Origin of the sequence: Streptomyces sp. NPDC051822 (genome assembly GCF_044452745.1) — a bacterium.
Lineage (GTDB): Bacteria > Actinomycetota > Actinomycetes > Streptomycetales > Streptomycetaceae > Streptomyces.
In genome coordinates, this window is the sequence record NZ_JBITBZ010000001.1 from 114,314 (window position 1) to 130,382 (window position 16,069).

Consider the following 16,069-nt stretch of genomic DNA (forward strand, 5'->3'; position numbering starts at 1 on the left):
TGACAAGTCCACCACTCGCGCAAGAGATTGACGCGCGTAGATTCATCTGCCGTTCCTCCAAGCACCCTCCGGAGCCCTGATGCCTTCCTCCATACCGAGATCCGCAGCCGTGTCGGCCGTCGTCGCCGCCGCCCTCGCCGCCGGACTCCTCGCCTCGTCGGCGAGCGCCGCCGAGGACAGCGCCACCGGCACGCGCGTCCACGACATCCAGGGCACGACCCGGGTCTCCCCCCTCGTCGGCAAGCAGGTCACCGGCGTGACGGGCATCGTCACAGGCGTCCGCACGTACGGCTCGCGTGGATTCTGGATCCAGGATCCGGAAGCCGACGCGAACCCGGCCACCAGCGAGGGCCTCTTCGTCTTCACCAGCTCGGTCCCGACGGTCGCCGTCGGGGACGCCGTCAGCCTGAACGGCACGGTCACCGAGTACGTCCCCGGTGGCCTGAACTCCGGCAACCAGTCGCTCACCCAACTGTCGAAGCCGACCGTCACCGTCCTGTCGAAGGGCAACGCCGTCCCGGCCCCCGTGACGATCTCCGGCTGGTCCGTGCCCGACGCGTACGCCCCCGAGGGCGACCCGGCCGCCGGCGGCTCGATCAACGGCCTGACGCTCGACCCGGAGACGTACGCCCTGGACTACTACGAGTCCCTGGAGGGCAGCAACGTCCGGATCGACTCCTCGCGCGTGGTCGGCGCCACCGACCCGTACGCGGAGCTGTGGGTCACGGTGAAGCCGTGGGAGAACGACAACCGGCGCGGCGGCACGGTCTACGGCTCGTACGAGTCGCAGAACACCGGCCGGCTCCAGATCCAGTCGCTGACCCCGCTCGCCCAGCAGCCGTTCCCCAAGGCGAACGTCGGCGACCGGCTGACCGGCACGACCGAGGGCCCGCTCGACTTCAACCAGTTCGGCGGCTACACGCTCACCGCGCGCACGCTCGGCACGGTCCAGGACAACGGCCTGGAGCGCGAGTCCACGGACAGGCAGCACAAGAACGAGCTGGCCGTGGCCACGTACAACGTCGAGAACCTCGACCCGAGCGACCCGCAGGAGAAGTTCGACGCGCTCGCGAAGGCGGTCGTCGACAACCTCGCCTCGCCCGACATCCTCGCCCTGGAGGAGATCCAGGACAACAACGGCGCCAAGAACGACGGCACGGTCGCCGCCGACGCGACGGTGAAGAAGTTCACGGACGCGATCGCGGCGGCCGGCGGCCCGGCGTACGAGTGGCGCTCGATCGACCCGCAGAACAACAAGGACGGCGGCGAGCCCGGCGGCAACATCCGTCAGGTCTTCCTCTTCAACCCCGAGCGGGTCTCCTTCACGGACCGCGCGGGCGCCGACGCCACCACCACGCCCACCGCCGTGACGGGCGGGAAGGGCCGCGCCGCGCTGACCCTCTCCCCCGGCAGGATCGACCCGGCGAACACCGCCTGGGACAGCAGCCGCAAGCCGCTCGCGGGCGAGTTCGTCTTCCGTGGCCGTACGGTCTTCGTGATCGCCAACCACTTCGGCTCGAAGGGCGGCGACGAGGGCCTGACCTCGCACCACCAGCCGCCGAACCGTTCCTCCGAGGCGAAGCGACTGCTCCAGGCGCAGGCCGTGAACGCCTTCGTGAAGGACATCGTCGCGATCGAGAAGCAGGCGGACGTCCTCGTCGTCGGCGACATCAACGACTTCGAGTTCTCCGGGACCACGCAGGCGCTCACCGACGGCGGCGCCCTGTACCCCGCCGTGAAGTCGCTGCCGCGCGCCGAGCGCTACTCGTACGTCTACCAGGGCAACAGCCAGGTCCTCGACCAGATCCTGACCAGCCCCGGCGTGCACCACTTCGAGTACGACAGCGTGCACATCAACGCGGAGTTCGCCGACCAGGACAGCGACCACGACCCGCAGGTGCTGCGCTTCCGCCCGTAGGACGGACCGGCCGGGTCACCCGCCCGCGCTCAGGCTGAGCGCGGGCGTGTACCGGTGCACCCGGCTGCCGGCGAGACCCGGGTGGCGGTGCACCCGCGCCCAGGCCTCGCCGAGCGGCCCGTCGGCGGCCTGCCACTTCGCGTGGGCCCGCTCGTTCTCCCACTCGGCGAGGTTCAGGACGCGGGTGCCGTCGGTGGACAGGTGGAAGTGCGCGCCGATCCCGCCGGGTGCCGGCCGCCGCCCCGCGTCGCCGTCCATGGCGGTGAACACGGCGTCCACCCAGGCCCTCTGGCGTTCCGCGTCCGGCCCTTCGAACTCCGCCTCGACGGCGACGACGACCCCGGGCACGGCGCCCGCGCTCCGCTCGTCGAGGACGGCGGAGCGGTACGGCGGCGCGTAGCGGTGCAGGACCACCCGGTCGATGCCGGGCACGGCCGCGTCGATCTCGGCGTTGCGGTCGTCGCGGTAGGTCCGCACGAAGTCCTCGTAGGCCTGCTCCGAGGTCCACTGCGAGTAGTGCAGCAGCGTGTCCCCGTCCGTCCCGGTGTAGACGCTGTACGAGAGCAGCCCCAGGTCGGGCCACTCCCTGCTCTCCCAGGTCCTGCGGATGGCCTCGACGGCCGCGCGCTGGCGCTCGGGGCCGCCGACCCGCCAGGTGCTGACGAGGGCGGCGCCGACTCCGGGGCGGTGGAGGTCGGGACGGGCGTCGGGGTGTGCGAAGGCGTTCATGCGGAGGTCGGCCCTTCCGTTCGGTTCGGATGGCTCCACCGTCCTCCCTCAACCTTGCTTGAGGTCAAGGACCCGCCCTGTGCCAGACTGCGGGTCGTGATCCTTCGCCCCGCCACCCGCGCCGAACTGCCCTCCGTGCTCGCCCTCCTGGCCGACGAGCGGACGGTCGTGGACCCCGACTCGATCACCGTCACGGAGGCGTACGAGCGGGCCTTCGCGGACATCGAGGCCGATCCGCGCAACGAACTGCTCGTCCTCCTCGACGAGGACCTCGTCGTGGGCTGCCTCCAGGCCACGTACATCCCGGGGCTGGGCAAGGGCGGCGCTGAGCGGGCCCTGATCGAGGCGGTCCGGGTCAGGGCCGACCGGCGCGGCGGCGGGCTCGGGCGGGAGCTGATGGAGCGGGCCATGACGCGGGCCCGGGAGCGCGGCTGCGCCCTTGTCCAGCTCACCAGCGACAAGGAGCGGACGGACGCCCACCGCTTCTACACCTCCCTTGGATTCGTGCCGAGCCACGACGGCTTCAAGAAAGCGCTCCGGTAAGCAGCCTCGGGCGCACCCTTCAGCAGAGCTGAACTCTCCAACCAAGAAGATCTAAGTAGACCTTCACTGCGGTCGCGCCCAGACTCTCCTGATGAGTACTGAACGCCCTTTCGGCCGCGCGCTCTGCGCGATGATCACCCCGTTCACCCCCTCCGGCGGGCTCGACCTCGACCGGGCCGGCGAGCTGGCCGCCCGGCTGGTCGCGGACGGCTGCGACGGTCTCGTCCTCAACGGCACCACCGGCGAGTCTCCGACCACCACCGACGACGAGAAGGCCGCGCTCGTCCGGGCGGTACGGGCGGCGGTCGGCACCGGGCCCGCGCTCCTGACGGGCGTCGGAACCGCCGACACCCGGCACACCCTCGAACTGGCCCGGCAGGCCGAACAGGCGGGCGCCGACGGGCTCCTCGTCGTCACCCCGTACTACAGCCGCCCCCCGCAGTCCGCCGTCGAGGCGCACTTCCTCAAGGTGGCGGACGGGGCGGGCCTCCCGGTGATGGTCTACGACATCCCGGGCCGTACCGGGACCCGGGTCGAACCGGCGACGATGCGGCGGCTCGCGGAGCATCCCCGGATCGTGGCGGTGAAGGACTGCTCCTACGACCTCCTGGCCGCGGCCCGGCTGATCGCGGAGACCTCGCTCGCGTACTACTCGGGCAGCGAGGAGCTGAACCTGCCGCTGTACGCGGTCGGGGGCGCGGGCTACGTCAGCACGGTGGCCAACGTGGCCCCCCGTCAGCTGCGGGCCGTCCTGGACGCCTTCGACGCGGGCGACTCCGCGGAAGCGGCCCGTCTCCACGCCCGCACGATGCCGCTGGCCGAGCTGATGATGACCTCCGGTCTTCCGGGCTCGGTGACGGCCAAGGCGCTGCTCGGCGGAGCGCTGCGCGAACCGCTGCAGCCCGCCGACCGGGAGGCGGTCGACGGGCTGCGGGCGGCGCACGAGGCACTGGTTCAGGCGGAGTCGGTGGTGGAGGTGCTGCCGAAGATCGCGGCGTGCTCCAGGACGTCCTCCAGCGGGTCGTCGATCTGACCGGTGTGGAGGGAGATGCTCGGCCCGTTCGTCACGGTCGGGCCGTTGCGCGTGTGCGTCTCGTCGGCCTGGGCCGTGCCCACGGGCAGCAGGATCGCCGCCGCCGTGAGCATCCCCACGACCGTGCGCTTCGTCCTCATGTCGACTCCTCGCCTCGTCCGCTGCTGGAACCTTGCGCTCCGCCCTGTTAACGCACCGTCACCGGATCGGTTGCCGTGTGACAGGAGTTTCACGGCGCTGTCCCCGTTGCGTACCGCCGCGGGGCGAAGCACGGTGCCGCGGCTAGCCTGAGCGCGCTTCGGGCCGCGGACGGCGGCCCGCCGTGGGACGGGGAAGACGACGTGGCGAGAAGGCCGATGGAGACACTCGGGGCGCGTACGGCCGGGGCGCGGGACACCGGAGCGGGCGGTGGAGGCACCGAGCCGTCCCGCAGGCGTCTGCTCCGCCTCGCCGGGACCGGACTCGGCCTGACGGCCCTGGGCGCGGGCGCGTGGGGCTGTGGCCCCGTCGAGGAGCCGTCGGCGACCGCACCGGACCCGGGAGCGGCCCCGGGCAAGGGCGGGGACACGTTCACCGCTCCGCCGGACGGCACGGCCCCGCGCCCGCTGTGGCAGAGCGAGGCCGCCGGCGGGTCCCTCGGCGCGCTGGACGCGCTCGCCGTCGCCGGAGGCGTGGTCCTGGTCTCGGGCGATCCGCTGGTGGGCCGGGACATCGTCACCGGCAAGGAGGTCTGGTCCCGGAAGGAGGTCGCCGTACCGGGCGCGAAGCTGCTCGTCAGCGGAGGGACCCTCTACCTGGCCAGCGCCCAGTACGACGGGGACGTCGTCGGCCTCGACCCGGCCACCGGCAAGGAGACCTGGCGCAGCAGGCTCGGTGGCGAGCGGTACGCCCAGCCCCGCACGCTCGCCGCCGACGACCGGCACGTCTACGTCCTCGCCGGGGTCCTGGAGAAGGACTTCCGCGTGAAGAACAACGTGATCGCGGCCCTCGACGTCACCTCGGGCAGGGTGGTCTGGCAGGAGCGCCGTGACGCGGGGACCGAGGAGTACGGCATCGTCGCCGCCGTCGTCGGCCGGCACCTCGTCTACACCGACCTGCGGGAGAACGTGACGGTCCGCGACACCGCCACGGGCCGGCAGGTCTGGACGAAGAAGATCGGCACGTCCAACCACCGCAGGCTCGCCTTCCACGAGGACCTCGTCATCGTCCCCGACACCCATCGGCTGCGGGCCTTCGCGCTGGGCGACGGCCGGGAGCGCTGGTCGCTCGCGGCCGACGAGACGTACGTCTGGTTCCGGGATCCCGCGGTCCTGGACGGGGTGCTCTACGTCGCCGACTCCTCCCGCTCCCTGTGGGCCGTGGACCCGGCGACGGGCCGTAAGGTCTGGCGCAACGACGACCTCGCGGGGCTGTCGACGCCCTGGCAGTACACCAAGGTCGGCGACACGCTCTACGGCGCCACGGAGCTCGACCCGAAGGGTGGCGTGCACGCCTTCGACGCCCGCGACGGACGCCTTCGCTGGACCTACAACGACGGCACGAAGTCCAGCGAGAAGTGGTACGTCGTGCCGTCCGGCAAGCGCCTCGCCGCCCTGCACGGAAAGCGGCTGACCGCCCTCCCGGCCGTCTAGGCCGGACAAGGCCCAGGGGCCTGAAGGGCGGCCGGGAAGACCCGCCGGTGTCTCAGTTGTGGCTGTGCAGGATGTCGTTGAGGCCGCCCCAGACCGCGTTGTTCGGGCGGGCCTCGACGGCGCCGGTGACCGAGTTGCGGCGGAAGAGGATGTTCGAGGCGCCGGAGAGCTCGCGGGCCTTCACGATCTGGCCGTCGGGCATCGTGACCCGGGTGCCGGCGGTGACGTACAGGCCGGCCTCGACGACGCACTCGTCGCCGAGGGCGATGCCGACGCCCGCCTCGGCGCCGATCAGGCAGCGCTCGCCGATGGAGATGACGACGTTGCCGCCGCCCGAGAGGGTGCCCATGGTGGAGGCGCCGCCGCCGATGTCGGAGCCGTTGCCGACGACGACGCCGGCGGAGATGCGGCCCTCGACCATGGAGGTGCCGAGGGTGCCGGCGTTGAAGTTGACGAAGCCCTCGTGCATGACGGTGGTGCCGGCGGCGAGGTGGGCGCCGAGACGTACCCGGTCGGCGTCGGCGACGCGGACCCCGGCGGGTACGACGTAGTCGGTCATGCGCGGGAACTTGTCGATGCTCGTGACGGCGAGGTGCAGGCCCTCCGCGCGCGCGTTGAGCCGCACCTTCTCGATGTCGTCGACGGCGACGGGACCGAGCGAGGTCCAGGCGACGTTGGCGAGCAGGCCGAAGACGCCGTCCAGGCTCTGGCCGTGCGGCTTGACCAGCCGGTGGCTGAGAAGGTGCAGACGCAGGTAGGCGTCGTGGGCGTCGAGCGGCTTCTCGTCGAGCGAGCCGATGACGGTACGGACGGCGACCACCTCGACGCCCCGGCGGGCGTCCACGCCGAGGGCCTTGAGGGCGCCTTCGCCGAGGGCGTTCAGGGCCTCGTCGGAGGTGAGCCGCTCGGTGCCGGCGGGGCCGGGCGCGTCGGTCAGCGAGGGGGCGGGGAACCAGGTGTCGAGAACGGTGCCGTCGCCGGCGATGGTGGCGAGGCCGGCGGCGACGGCGCCGGTGGTGCGAGGAGCAGTGGTCATGACGGAGAACCTAACCGGCGGGGCCCCGCGCGGGCCAACCGGTCTCAGGTGCCGGTCGGGCGCGTCGGCGGTTCCGACAGGTCCCGGGGCGGGGGGTTCGGCGGTTCCTGCAGGATCCGGGCCAGCATCGCGCGCGCGTACTCCTCGTCGTACGCACCGCCGGTGAGCAGCACCTGGAGGCAGAGGCCGTCCATGAGGGCGACCAGGGCGCGGGCGGTCACGGGGTCGGTGCGCTGGGCGAGGACGGCGGTGACCGTCTCGCTCCACTCGACGGCGACCGGGCGGAGCGCGGGGCGCCGCAGGGCGGCCAGGCAGAGCTCGTACTCGAGCTCCACGCGTGCGCGTGCGCCGCCCATCCACTCCCCCAGGAGGCGGGCGAGCACGGCCGCCAGGTCGGCGTCCGGCGCGGCGAGGGCGGGGCTCTCGCGCAGCAGCCGCCCGAAGCCCTCGTCGGCCTTGCGGAGGGCCGCGACGAGGAGTTCGTCGAGGGAGGCGAAGTGGTACGTGGTCGAGCCGAGCGGCACGTCGGCCTCGGCGGCCACCGTGCGGTGACTCAGGCCGGTGATCCCGGCCCGGCCGACCACCCGCAGGGCCGCGTCCACGATCCGCTCCCGCCGTTCGGGGTCGTGGCGGCGGGCCCTGGCCATCAGTGCGCGCCGCCGAGGTTGAGGACGGCGACCCCGGCGATGATGAGGACGATCCCGGCGATCTTGGCGAGGCTGAGGGTCTCGCCGAGGAAGAGGATGCCGATGGTGGCGACGGCGGCGGTGCCGACGCCGGACCAGATGGCGTAGGCGGTGCCGACCTGGAGCGTCTTGAGCGCCTGGGCGAGGAGTGCGAAGGCGATCAGATAGCCCGCGCCGGTGACGATCGAGGGCCAGAGCTTGGTGAAGCCCTCGCTGTACTTCATCGAGGTGGTCGCGAGGATCTCCGCGACGATGGCGCCGGCGAGCAGTCCGTAACCCATGCGTACGAGCGTACACAGCAATACGTACAGGCGTACGCATCGGCGCCCTATACGGTGTCCCGCATGACGTTTCCCCCAGGGCCGCCGCCCTACGGCTACGGCTATCCGCCGCCGCCCCCGCCGCCGCAGCCCGGCGTGATACCCCTGGCACCGCTCGGCTTCAACGCGATCCTGACCGGCGCCTTCGCCACCTTCGGCCGCTACTGGAAGCAGCTGCTCGGAGTGACGGCCGCCGCGTACGGGATGGCCGTGCTGATCGTGGCGGCGGCGTTCGGCATCGCTTACGCGGCCGTCGGCGACCTCTTCCCCGCCGTGTTCGACCTGCCGTCCGGCCAGGAGCCGCGGTGGGACGACGTCCGGCCCCTGCTCGTCGCCTTCGGCTGCGTCTGGGCCGCCGGCACGATCGCGGCCCTGTGCGCCAACGCGGTGGTCGCGGCGGCCTGCCCCGCCGTGACCCAGGAGGCGGTCCTCGGCCGGCCGGCGACCTTCGGCGCGGTCTGGCGCCGCTCATGGTCCCGGATGCCGGCCGTCCTCGGCGCGGTGATCCTGACGAGCCTGCCCATGGTGCTCCCGGTCGCGGTGTTCCTGGGTACGCTCACCGCCCTGCTGATCAACCTCAACGGCGGCAGTCCGGTGACCATGGTGTTCGTGATCTTCGGCGGCGCGACGCTCGCCGCTCTGCTCTTCGTCCCGCTCGCCCTCTGGCTCTGGGCGAAGTTCAGCCTGGCCCCGGCCGCCGCGGTGATGGAGAACAGGGGCGTCATGGCCTCGATGCGCCGCTCCTCGACACTCGTCCGCGGTTCCTGGTGGCGCGTCTTCGGATGCCTGGTCGTCGCCGCGGCCTTGGCGGGCGCCATCGGCTGGCTGATCCAGCAGGTCTTCTCCCTGCTGATCTCGGTCCCCCTGGCGACGACCGACTTCTCCGGCGGCGATCCCGCGGCCGTGATCGCCTCCCTGGTCGGCGTCGTCGCCTTCCTCGCCGTGGGCCAGCTGATCAGCCAGGTCGTCGTCTCCGTCTTCCCGCCCCTGATCACCAGCCTGCTCTACGTCGACCAGCGCATCCGCAAGGAGAACCTGGCCCCGGAGCTGGCGAGGGCCGCGGGGATGGCGCCGCACCCGTCGGACCAGCCGTACTAGGCCGCGCTCACTAGTCGACGAGCGACCGCTTCGGCCGCAGCACGCAGAACTCGTTGCCCTCGGGGTCGGCGAGGACCACCCAGGTCGCGTCCTCGCCCTGCCCGACGTCGATCCGCCGCGCCCCGAGGCCGATGATCCGCTCCACCTCCGCGTCCCGGTCGTCGGGCGTCAGGTCCAGGTGGAGACGGTTCTTGACGGCCTTGGACTCGGGGACCGTGAGCAGCACGATGCCGGGCAGCGCGTGCTCCCCCGCACCGATGACGACCTCGTCGTCGTCCTCGTAGAGCACCTTCCAGTCGAGCACCCGCGTCCAGAACTCGGCCTGGCGCTTGGCATCGTGGACATCGATCGCGATCTGGTACAGGGAAACGGCCATGCCCGCCAGTCTGGCTGGCGGGCATGGCCGTTCGCAAGATCAACGATCAAGCGGCGATCAGACGTTGAAACCGAGCGCGCGCAGCTGCTCGCGACCGTCGTCCGTGATCTTGTCCGGGCCCCACGGGGGCATCCAGACCCAGTTGATCTTCAGTTCGCTGACGATGCCGTCCGTCGCGGACTTCGCCTGGTCCTCGATCACATCGGTCAGCGGACAGGCCGCCGACGTCAGGGTCATGTCCAGCGTCGCGACGTTCGAGTCGTCGATGTGGATGCCGTAGATCAGGCCCAGGTTGACGACGTCGATGCCCAGCTCGGGGTCGACGACGTCGTACAGCGCCTCGCGGACTTCTTCCTCGGAGGCCGGCTTCATCGTGGCCTCGGCGTTCTCGGTCATGCCGACTTCCTCACAGACTTCTCGTCGTCACCCAGCGCCTGGGCGGTCGCGTCCTTCCACGCCATCCAGCTGAGCAGCGCGCACTTCACCCGGGCCGGGTACTTGGAGACTCCGGCGAACGCGACCGCGTCCTCCAGGATCTCCTCCATGGCGTCGTCCGGCTCGATCTTGCCCTTGGACTGCATCAGCTCCAGGAAGGTGCCCTGGATCTTCTGCGCCTCGGCCAGTTCCTTGCCGACGAGCAGCTCGTTGAGGACGGACGCCGAGGCCTGGCTGATGGAGCAGCCCTGCCCTTCGTACGAGACGTCCGCGATCCGCGATCCCTCGTACTTCACGCGGAGCGTGATCTCGTCGCCGCACGTCGGGTTGACGTGGTGCACCTCGGCGTCGCCGTCCCGGAGACCGCGCCCGTGCGGGTGCTTGTAGTGGTCCAGGATGACGTCCTGGTACATCGAATCCAGCTTCACGACCAGCCCCTACCCGAAGAAGTTCCGTACGTGCTCAAGGCCCGCGACGAGGGCGTCGACCTCGCCGGGGGTGGAGTACAGATAGAACGACGCTCGCGTGGTCGCGGGAATTCCGTACCGCAGGCAGACCGGCCGCGCGCAGTGGTGACCGACCCGGACCGCGATGCCCTCCTCGTCGAGCACCTGACCCACGTCGTGGGGGTGGATGTCGCCGAGCGTGAAGGAGATCGCCGCGCCGCGGTCCTCGGCCGTGGTGGGGCCGATGATCCGCAGGTCAGGGACCTCCTGGAGGCGCCGGACGGCGTACTCGGTGATCGCGTGCTCGTGGCGCGCGATGTTCTCCATGCCGATCGCCGAGAGGTAGTCCACGGCCGCGCCGAGGCCGACGGCCTGGGCGATCGGGGGCGTACCCGCCTCGAACTTGTGCGGGGCAGGAGCGTACGTCGAGGAGTGCATCGAGACGGTCTCGATCATCTCGCCGCCGCCGAGGAAGGGCGGCAGGTCCTCCAGGAGTTCCTGCCGTCCCCACAGCACGCCGATGCCGGTCGGGCCGACCATCTTGTGGCCGGTGAAGGCCACGAAGTCGGCCTGGAGCGCCTGTACGTCCAGGACCATGTGCGGCGCGGCCTGGGAGGCGTCGATGCAGACGAGCGCACCGACCTCCTGGGCGCGGCGGATGATCGTCTCCACCGGGTTGATCGTGCCCAGCAGGTTCGAGACCAGCGTGAACGAGACGATCTTGGTCTTCTCGGTGATGACCTCTTCGATGTTCGAGAGGTCGAGACGGCCGTCGTCGGTGAGGCCGAACCACTTCAGCTTCGCGCCGGTGCGCTGCGAGAGCAGCTGCCACGGCACGATGTTGGAGTGGTGCTCCATCTCCGTGATGGCGATCTCGGTCTCGTGGTCCACGCGGTAGGGCTCGTCGGCCCAGCCCAGCATGTTGGCCACCAGGTTGAGCGACTCCGAGGCGTTCTTGGTGAAGATCACCTCGTCGCGGCTCGGGGCGTTGATGAAGGCCGCGACCTTGTCACGAGCGCCTTCGTACAGCGCCGTCGCCTCCTCGGCGACCGTGTAGACGCCACGGTGGACGTTGGCGTTGTGCCGCTCGTAGTACTCGTTGAGCGCGTCGAGGACCTGCCGCGGCTTCTGCGAGGTCGCGGCGGAGTCGAGGTACACGATCTTCTTGCCGTCGTGGACCACGCGATCCAGGAGCGGGAAGTCCTTGCGGATCGCCTCGGTGTCGAGGAGGCCGGAGAGCCCCTGGTGGGCAGAAGTCACGCGGATGCGCCACCCTTCGTGCTGTAGGCCTCGTAGCCCTCGTTCTCCAGCTTGTCGGCGAGCTCGGCGCCGCCGGACTCGACGATGCGGCCGCCGGAGAAGACGTGCACGAAGTCGGGCTTGATGTAGCGGAGGATCCGGGTGTAGTGCGTGATCAGCAGCGTGCCGACCTCGCCGGTCTCGCGGACGCGGTTGACGCCGTCGGAGACCTGACGCAGCGCGTCGACGTCCAGGCCGGAGTCGGTCTCGTCGAGGATCGCGATCTTCGGCTTGAGGAGCTCCATCTGGAGGATCTCGTGGCGCTTCTTCTCACCGCCGGAGAAGCCCTCGTTGACGTTGCGCTCGGCGAAGGCCGGGTCCATCTGGAGCTGCTCCATCGCGGACTTGACCTCCTTCACCCAGGTGCGCAGCTTGGGGGCCTCGCCGCGGATCGCCGTCGCCGACGTGCGCAGGAAGTTGGAGACCGAGACGCCGGGGACCTCGACCGGGTACTGCATGGCCAGGAACATGCCGGCGCGGGCGCGCTCGTCGACCGACATCTCCAGGACGTCCTCACCGTCGAGGGTGACGGTGCCGCTGGTGATCGTGTACTTGGGGTGCCCGGCGATCGAGTACGCGAGGGTCGACTTGCCCGAGCCGTTGGGGCCCATGATGGCGTGGGTCTCGCCCTGCTTCACGGTCAGGTCGACGCCCTTGAGGATCTCCTTGGTGCCGTTCTCGGCTACGACGGAGACGTGCAGGTCGCGGATTTCAAGCGTTGCCATGGGTGACTCAGGACTCCTGGGTGACGGAGACGAGCACATCGTCCCCTTCGATCTTTACGGGGTAAACGGGGACCGGACGCGTCGCGGGAAGGCCGGAGGGCTTTCCGGTGCGCAGGTCGAAACTCGACCCGTGCAGCCAGCACTCGATGGCGCAGTCCTCGACCTCGCCCTCCGAGAGGGACACGTTCGCGTGCGAGCAGATGTCGTTGATGGCGAACACCTCGCCCTCGGTGTGCACGACCGACACCGGCGTGCCGTCGACCTCGACCCGCTTCGGGGTGTCGGCCTCCAGCTCGCTCAGCGCGCAGACTCGGACGAAGGCCATCAGACGGAGGCCTCCAGCTCGGCCTCGATCTTGGCGAGGAGGCGCTCCTGGACGTCCGGCAGACCGATCTGCTGGACCAGCTCCGCGAAGAAGCCACGGACGACGAGGCGGCGGGCCTCGGACTCCGGGATGCCGCGGGACATCAGGTAGAAGAGCTGCTCGTCGTCGAAGCGGCCGGTGGCCGAGGCGTGACCGGCGCCGGCGATCTCGCCGGTCTCGATCTCCAGGTTCGGTACGGAGTCGACCCGGGCGCCGTCCGTGAGGACCAGGTTCCGGTTGAGCTCGTACGTGTCGGTGCCCTCGGCGGCGGCCTGGATGAGCACGTCGCCGATCCAGACGGCGTGCGCGTCCTGGCCCTGCAGCGCGCCCTTGTAGGCCACGTTGGACTTGCAGTGCGGGGCGTCGTGGTCGACCAGGAGGCGGTGCTCCTGGTGCTGGCCCGCGTCGGTGAAGTACAGACCGAAGAGCTCGGCCTCGCCGCCGGGGGCGGCGTAGCGCACGCGCGGGTGGATGCGGACGACGTCGCCGCCGAAGGTGACGACGACCGACTTGAAGGAGGCGTCGCGGCCGACCAGCGCGTTGTGCTGGGCGACGTGGACGGCCTTCTCGTCCCAGTCCTGGACGGAGACGACGGTCAGCTTGGCGCCGTCGCCGAGGACGTAGTCGACGTTGGCGGCGAGCACCGCGTCACCGGTGTGGTCGATGACCACGACGGCCTCGGCGAAGGCGCCGAGCTCGATCACCTGGTGGCCGAAGGCGACGCCGCCCTGGCCGTGCACGGCGATGCGGATGGGCTCGGTGAGGACGGCCTCCTTGGCGACGGTGACGACCGAGGCCTTCTCGAAGGAGGAGTACGCCTGGGCCGCGATGCGGTCGACGGGCGTGCCAGCCTTGCCGAGGCGCTCGTCCTCGCGTCCGACGGTCTCCACGGTGACGCCCTCGGGGGCCTCGACCTCGACGCGGACGCCCTCGCCGGTGGCGACGGCGGTGCCGTCGTGCAGGCCGCGGAGGCGGGCCAGCGGGGTGAACCGCCATTCCTCCTCGCGGCCGTGCGGGACGGGGAAGTCCGCGACGTCGAAGGACGGGGGCGCGCTCATGCGCGTGGCGACGGTGGACTCGGCGGCCACCGCGATCGAGCCCGCGGTGGTGGAACCCGCGGGGATGTTCTGAGCCTCAGCCATGGCTGTCGTGTTGCTCTCTTCCTCGTGACTACGCAAAGACGGTACGGATGGCGGCCGGGTCTTAACCGACCGAGCCTTCCATCTGCAGCTCGATCAGCCGGTTCAGCTCAAGGGCGTACTCCATCGGGAGCTCCTTGGCGATCGGCTCGACGAAGCCGCGCACGATCATCGCCATGGCCTCGAACTCGGTCATGCCGCGGCTCATCAGGTAGAAGAGCTGGTCCTCGGAGACCTTGGAGACGGTGGCCTCGTGGCCCATGGAGACGTCGTCCTCGCGCACGTCCACGTAGGGGTACGTGTCGGAGCGGGAGATCGTGTCGACGAGCAGCGCGTCGCAGAGCACGTTGGACTTCGAGCCCGGGGCGCCCTCGCCGATCTCGATGAGACCGCGGTAGGAGGTGCGGCCGCCGCCTCGCGCCACCGACTTGGAGACGATGTTGGAGGAGGTGTTCGGAGCCATGTGGACCATCTTGGCGCCGGCGTCCTGGTGCTGGCCCTCGCCCGCGAAGGCGATGGAGAGCGTCTCGCCCTTGGCGTGCTCGCCCATGAGGTAGACGGCCGGGTACTTCATGGTGACCTTGGAGCCGATGTTGCCGTCGACCCACTCCATGGTGGCGCCCTCGTAGGCGACGGCGCGCTTGGTCACCAGGTTGTAGACGTTGTTCGACCAGTTCTGGATGGTCGTGTAGCGGCAGCGGCCGCCCTTCTTGACGATGATCTCGACCACGGCGCTGTGCAGCGAGTCCGAGGAGTAGATCGGGGCGGTGCAGCCCTCGACGTAGTGGACGTAGGCGTCCTCGTCGACGATGATCAGCGTCCGCTCGAACTGGCCCATGTTCTCCGTGTTGATACGGAAGTAGGCCTGGAGCGGGATCTCGACCTGCACGCCCTTGGGCACGTAGATGAACGAGCCGCCGGACCACACGGCCGTGTTCAGCGAGGCGAACTTGTTGTCGCCGACCGGGATGACGGTGCCGAAGTACTCGCGGAAGAGCTCCTCGTGCTCCTTCAGCGCGGTGTCGGTGTCGACGAAGATGACGCCCTGCTCCTCCAGGTCCTCACGGATCTGGTGGTAGACGACCTCGGACTCGTACTGGGCGGCGACACCGGCGACGAGGCGCTGCTTCTCCGCCTCGGGGATGCCGAGCTTGTCGTACGTGTTCTTGATGTCCTCCGGCAGGTCCTCCCAGGACTCGGCCTGCTTCTCGGTGGACCGGACGAAGTACTTGATGTTGTCGAAGTCGATGCCGGAGAGGTCGGAGCCCCAGGTCGGCATGGGCTTCTTGCCGAAGAGCCGCAGACCCTTGAGACGCAGCTTCAGCATCCACTCGGGCTCGTTCTTCTTCGAGGAGATGTCGCGGACGACGTCCTCGTTCAGACCGCGCTTGGCAGTGGCACCGGCCGTGTCGGAGTCGGCCCAGCCGTACTCGTACCGACCCAGGCCCTCGAGCTCGGGGTGGCTGATCTCGGTGGTCATGCGGGGTTCCTCCCGGCCGTACTTGCGGATGCTGATTCGGTGGTCTGTGGGGCGCCGTGCGGGATGAACGTGGTGCAGACGCCGTCACCATGGGCGATGGTGGCCAGACGCTGGACGTGGGTTCCCAGGAGGCGGGAGAAGAACTCCGTCTCCGCCTCGCACAGCTGTGGGTACTGCTCGGCGACGTGGGCGACCGGGCAGTGGTGCTGGCAGAGCTGCTCGCCGACCGGCGCGTTCCGCGCAGTGGCAGCGTACCCGTCGGCCGTCAGGGCCTTGGCCAGTGCCTCCGTCCGGCGGGCCGGCTCGGCCGCCTCGACGGCCTCGCGGTAGGCGCCCGCCTGGGACTCGATACGGTCCCGGGCGAAGGCGGCGACGGCCGCTTCCCCAGCTGCTCCTCCACCGGCGGAGCGCTCGATCCAGCGGAGCGCCTCCACGGCGAGCGAGTCGTAGGACTGGTCGAAGGCGTCCCGGCCGCAGTCGGTGAGCGCGAAGATCTTCGCGGGTCGCCCGCGGGCCCTGGTCCCGTAGACACGCTTCTCGCGGGCCTCGACGACCTTGTCGGCGACCAGCGAGTCGAGGTGGCGGCGGACGGCGGCCTGGGTGAGGCCGAGCCGTCCCGCCAGATCGGCGACGGTCGAAGGACCGTGGTCCAGGATCGACCGCGCGACCCGGTTGCGCGTCGAGCGCTCGCCGGTCGCGAGTTCCTCCACCGGAGCCTCGCCAACGTTTTTCACAACGCCATTGTTGCGTAATTAATCTCGGACTGACAAGCCGCGCCGGAACCGGCCGCGGTGCCGTGCGTCACTCAGGT

General features: G+C 70.4%; 19 protein-coding genes. 5 read left to right on the plus strand and 14 right to left on the minus strand.

The features are described from left to right. Positions 1-79 precede the first annotated feature (79 nt). Entirely contained in the window at positions 80-1,918 is a 1,839-nt protein-coding gene (locus ACIA8N_RS00530; RefSeq protein WP_365782375.1) for an endonuclease/exonuclease/phosphatase family protein, read from the plus strand. Between the two features lie 15 nt (positions 1,919-1,933). Here ACIA8N_RS00530 and ACIA8N_RS00535 read toward each other — a convergent pair whose 3' ends face one another. Beyond that, a complete protein-coding gene (locus ACIA8N_RS00535) occupies positions 1,934-2,647 on the minus strand; it encodes an antibiotic biosynthesis monooxygenase (protein WP_365782377.1) in 714 nt (237 codons plus the stop codon). Positions 2,648-2,743: 96 nt separating this feature from the next. Here ACIA8N_RS00535 and ACIA8N_RS00540 point away from each other — a divergent pair, with 96 nt between their 5' ends. Continuing rightward, positions 2,744-3,190, plus strand: a complete 447-nt coding sequence (locus tag ACIA8N_RS00540) for a GNAT family N-acetyltransferase (protein WP_365782379.1) — start codon at positions 2,744-2,746, stop codon at positions 3,188-3,190. 91 nt (positions 3,191-3,281) lie between these two features. Then, positions 3,282-4,223: a 4-hydroxy-tetrahydrodipicolinate synthase gene (gene dapA / locus ACIA8N_RS00545; protein ID WP_365782381.1), complete on the plus strand. Its 942-nt coding sequence runs from the start codon at positions 3,282-3,284 to the stop codon at positions 4,221-4,223. Here dapA and ACIA8N_RS00550 read toward each other — a convergent pair. Continuing rightward, positions 4,145-4,363: a hypothetical protein gene (locus tag ACIA8N_RS00550; RefSeq protein ID WP_365782383.1), complete on the minus strand. Its 219-nt coding sequence runs from the start codon at positions 4,361-4,363 to the stop codon at positions 4,145-4,147. The two genes, dapA and ACIA8N_RS00550, sit on opposite strands and share 79 nt — an antisense overlap. 216 nt (positions 4,364-4,579) lie before the next feature. On the opposite strand from ACIA8N_RS00550, the gene ACIA8N_RS00555 reads away from it, so the two are divergent. Further along, complete coding sequence (locus ACIA8N_RS00555; RefSeq protein ID WP_365782385.1) at positions 4,580-5,854, plus strand: PQQ-binding-like beta-propeller repeat protein; 1,275 nt, start codon at positions 4,580-4,582, stop codon at positions 5,852-5,854. 52 nt (positions 5,855-5,906) lie between these two features. Here ACIA8N_RS00555 and dapD read toward each other — a convergent pair whose 3' ends face one another. From dapD to ACIA8N_RS00570, 3 genes are read right to left on the minus strand one after another with little or no spacing between them, the layout of a single operon-like run. Continuing rightward, on the minus strand, positions 5,907-6,890 hold the full coding sequence (gene dapD, locus ACIA8N_RS00560; protein WP_365782387.1) for a 2,3,4,5-tetrahydropyridine-2,6-dicarboxylate N-succinyltransferase: 984 nt from the start codon (positions 6,888-6,890) through the stop codon (positions 5,907-5,909). 44 nt (positions 6,891-6,934) lie between these two features. After that, on the minus strand, positions 6,935-7,537 hold the full coding sequence (locus tag ACIA8N_RS00565; RefSeq protein ID WP_365782389.1) for a TetR family transcriptional regulator: 603 nt from the start codon (positions 7,535-7,537) through the stop codon (positions 6,935-6,937). Further along, positions 7,537-7,857, minus strand: a complete 321-nt coding sequence (locus tag ACIA8N_RS00570) for a multidrug efflux SMR transporter (RefSeq protein WP_030205910.1) — start codon at positions 7,855-7,857, stop codon at positions 7,537-7,539. The genes ACIA8N_RS00565 and ACIA8N_RS00570 overlap by 1 nt, the downstream gene beginning before the upstream one ends. A 63-nt stretch (positions 7,858-7,920) precedes the next feature. Between ACIA8N_RS00570 and ACIA8N_RS00575 the strand changes: the two genes are divergently transcribed. Next, positions 7,921-8,994 carry an oxidoreductase gene (locus ACIA8N_RS00575; RefSeq protein ID WP_365782391.1) on the plus strand — a complete coding sequence of 358 codons (1,074 nt, stop codon included), beginning with the start codon at positions 7,921-7,923 and terminating at the stop codon, positions 8,992-8,994. 10 nt (positions 8,995-9,004) lie between these two features. Here ACIA8N_RS00575 and ACIA8N_RS00580 read toward each other — a convergent pair whose 3' ends face one another. The 9 genes from ACIA8N_RS00580 to ACIA8N_RS00620 form a co-directional block, all read right to left on the minus strand. Then, positions 9,005-9,370: a VOC family protein gene (locus ACIA8N_RS00580; RefSeq protein ID WP_365782393.1), complete on the minus strand. Its 366-nt coding sequence runs from the start codon at positions 9,368-9,370 to the stop codon at positions 9,005-9,007. 57 nt (positions 9,371-9,427) lie between these two features. Continuing rightward, complete coding sequence (locus tag ACIA8N_RS00585) at positions 9,428-9,766, minus strand: metal-sulfur cluster assembly factor (protein WP_030205917.1); 339 nt, start codon at positions 9,764-9,766, stop codon at positions 9,428-9,430. Next, positions 9,763-10,233, minus strand: coding sequence for a Fe-S cluster assembly sulfur transfer protein SufU (sufU, locus tag ACIA8N_RS00590; protein ID WP_030547061.1), 471 nt, complete (start codon positions 10,231-10,233; stop codon positions 9,763-9,765). Before sufU ends, ACIA8N_RS00585 begins: the two co-directional genes overlap by 4 nt. Before the next feature lie 9 nt (positions 10,234-10,242). After that, on the minus strand, positions 10,243-11,511 hold the full coding sequence (locus ACIA8N_RS00595; protein WP_030205922.1) for a cysteine desulfurase: 1,269 nt from the start codon (positions 11,509-11,511) through the stop codon (positions 10,243-10,245). Then, a complete protein-coding gene (gene sufC / locus ACIA8N_RS00600) occupies positions 11,508-12,275 on the minus strand; it encodes a Fe-S cluster assembly ATPase SufC (protein ID WP_030205925.1) in 768 nt (255 codons plus the stop codon). The genes ACIA8N_RS00595 and sufC overlap by 4 nt, the downstream gene beginning before the upstream one ends. Positions 12,276-12,282: 7 nt before the next feature. Next, positions 12,283-12,600, minus strand: coding sequence for a bifunctional 3-phenylpropionate/cinnamic acid dioxygenase ferredoxin subunit (locus ACIA8N_RS00605; protein WP_030322524.1), 318 nt, complete (start codon positions 12,598-12,600; stop codon positions 12,283-12,285). Further along, positions 12,600-13,781 (minus strand): Fe-S cluster assembly protein SufD, encoded by a 1,182-nt coding sequence (sufD, locus tag ACIA8N_RS00610; RefSeq protein WP_365782396.1) that lies wholly within the window; start codon positions 13,779-13,781, stop codon positions 12,600-12,602. Before sufD ends, ACIA8N_RS00605 begins: the two co-directional genes overlap by 1 nt. A 61-nt stretch (positions 13,782-13,842) precedes the next feature. Next, on the minus strand, positions 13,843-15,258 hold the full coding sequence (gene sufB / locus ACIA8N_RS00615) for a Fe-S cluster assembly protein SufB (protein ID WP_359209509.1): 1,416 nt from the start codon (positions 15,256-15,258) through the stop codon (positions 13,843-13,845). Further along, entirely contained in the window at positions 15,255-15,992 is a 738-nt protein-coding gene (locus ACIA8N_RS00620) for an ArsR family transcriptional regulator (protein WP_365782398.1), read from the minus strand. Before ACIA8N_RS00620 ends, sufB begins: the two co-directional genes overlap by 4 nt. Positions 15,993-16,069: the final 77 nt, after the last annotated feature.